This window comes from Paenibacillus paridis (assembly GCF_006345825.1).
GTDB lineage: Bacteria > Bacillota > Bacilli > Paenibacillales > Paenibacillaceae > Pristimantibacillus > Pristimantibacillus paridis.
This window is the reverse complement of the sequence record NZ_VCIX01000044.1, coordinates 1-789: the sequence shown is the minus strand read 5'-3', so window position 1 is coordinate 789 and position 789 is coordinate 1. Positions and strand designations below refer to the sequence as shown.

The window sequence follows — 789 nt, the reverse complement described above, 5'->3', positions numbered from 1 at the left end:
CTCCATCGTTTCCCGAACCTGCTCCATCCCGTGCAGAAGACCAAGCGGCGTCATTAGGGTATGGGCACCATTCAAAATACGCACCTTTCTAAGTTGGAAAGGACGCAAATCGCTTACCCAGTGAACATTAAGTCCCGCTTGGCGCAGCGGCAGCAGCTTCTCTAGCTCTGGCTCCCCTTCAATTGCCCATAGATGATAGGGCTCAGCCGTGCTTAACATCGGATCGGAGTAACCCCATTCGCTAAACCATGCCTCAGCCTGCACTTCGTCCGGATAGCCCGTTACGATCCGATCCACAAGTGAGTTCAAAAACCGATTATGCTCCCTTATCCACTGCTTAAATGCTTCAGGATAGCCCCAATCGTCGCTATAGCGCAGGATGCAGTTGCGAAGCTCANAGCCCCAATCGTCGCTATAGCGCAGGATGCAGTTGCGAAGCTCATCACCATTGCGCTCCAGCAGCTCACAAGGCAAACAAACTAAGCCGCGCTGCGGGTCGCGATCAAAGAACGTAAAACGACGATACAGCAGCTGCGCGAGCTTGCCGGGGAATGACTGAATCGGCTGCCCGTCCACCAGCGCCTCCGGCCGATAGACAAGCCCTGCTTCCGTCGTGTTGGATACGACTAGCTGCAAATCTGGATTCTCAGCCTGGGCAAGATAGGCATCCCAATTGGAATAAGGGTCAAATACGCTGCCGAATACCGAAATAACCTCTTTCCGCTGAACGCTCTTGCCATTCTCCAAGCCGCGAATGACAAGCGTAAATAGTCCGTCTTGCTCGGCCAA

1 protein-coding gene is annotated in these 789 nt (G+C 53.7%); it reads right to left on the bottom strand.

The genetic code is table 11. The features are described from left to right. Window positions 1-747: mannitol dehydrogenase family protein (locus tag FJQ58_RS00895; protein WP_476641261.1), on the bottom strand; the 747-nt coding region annotated here is incomplete at its 3' end. Window positions 748-789: the final 42 nt, after the last annotated feature.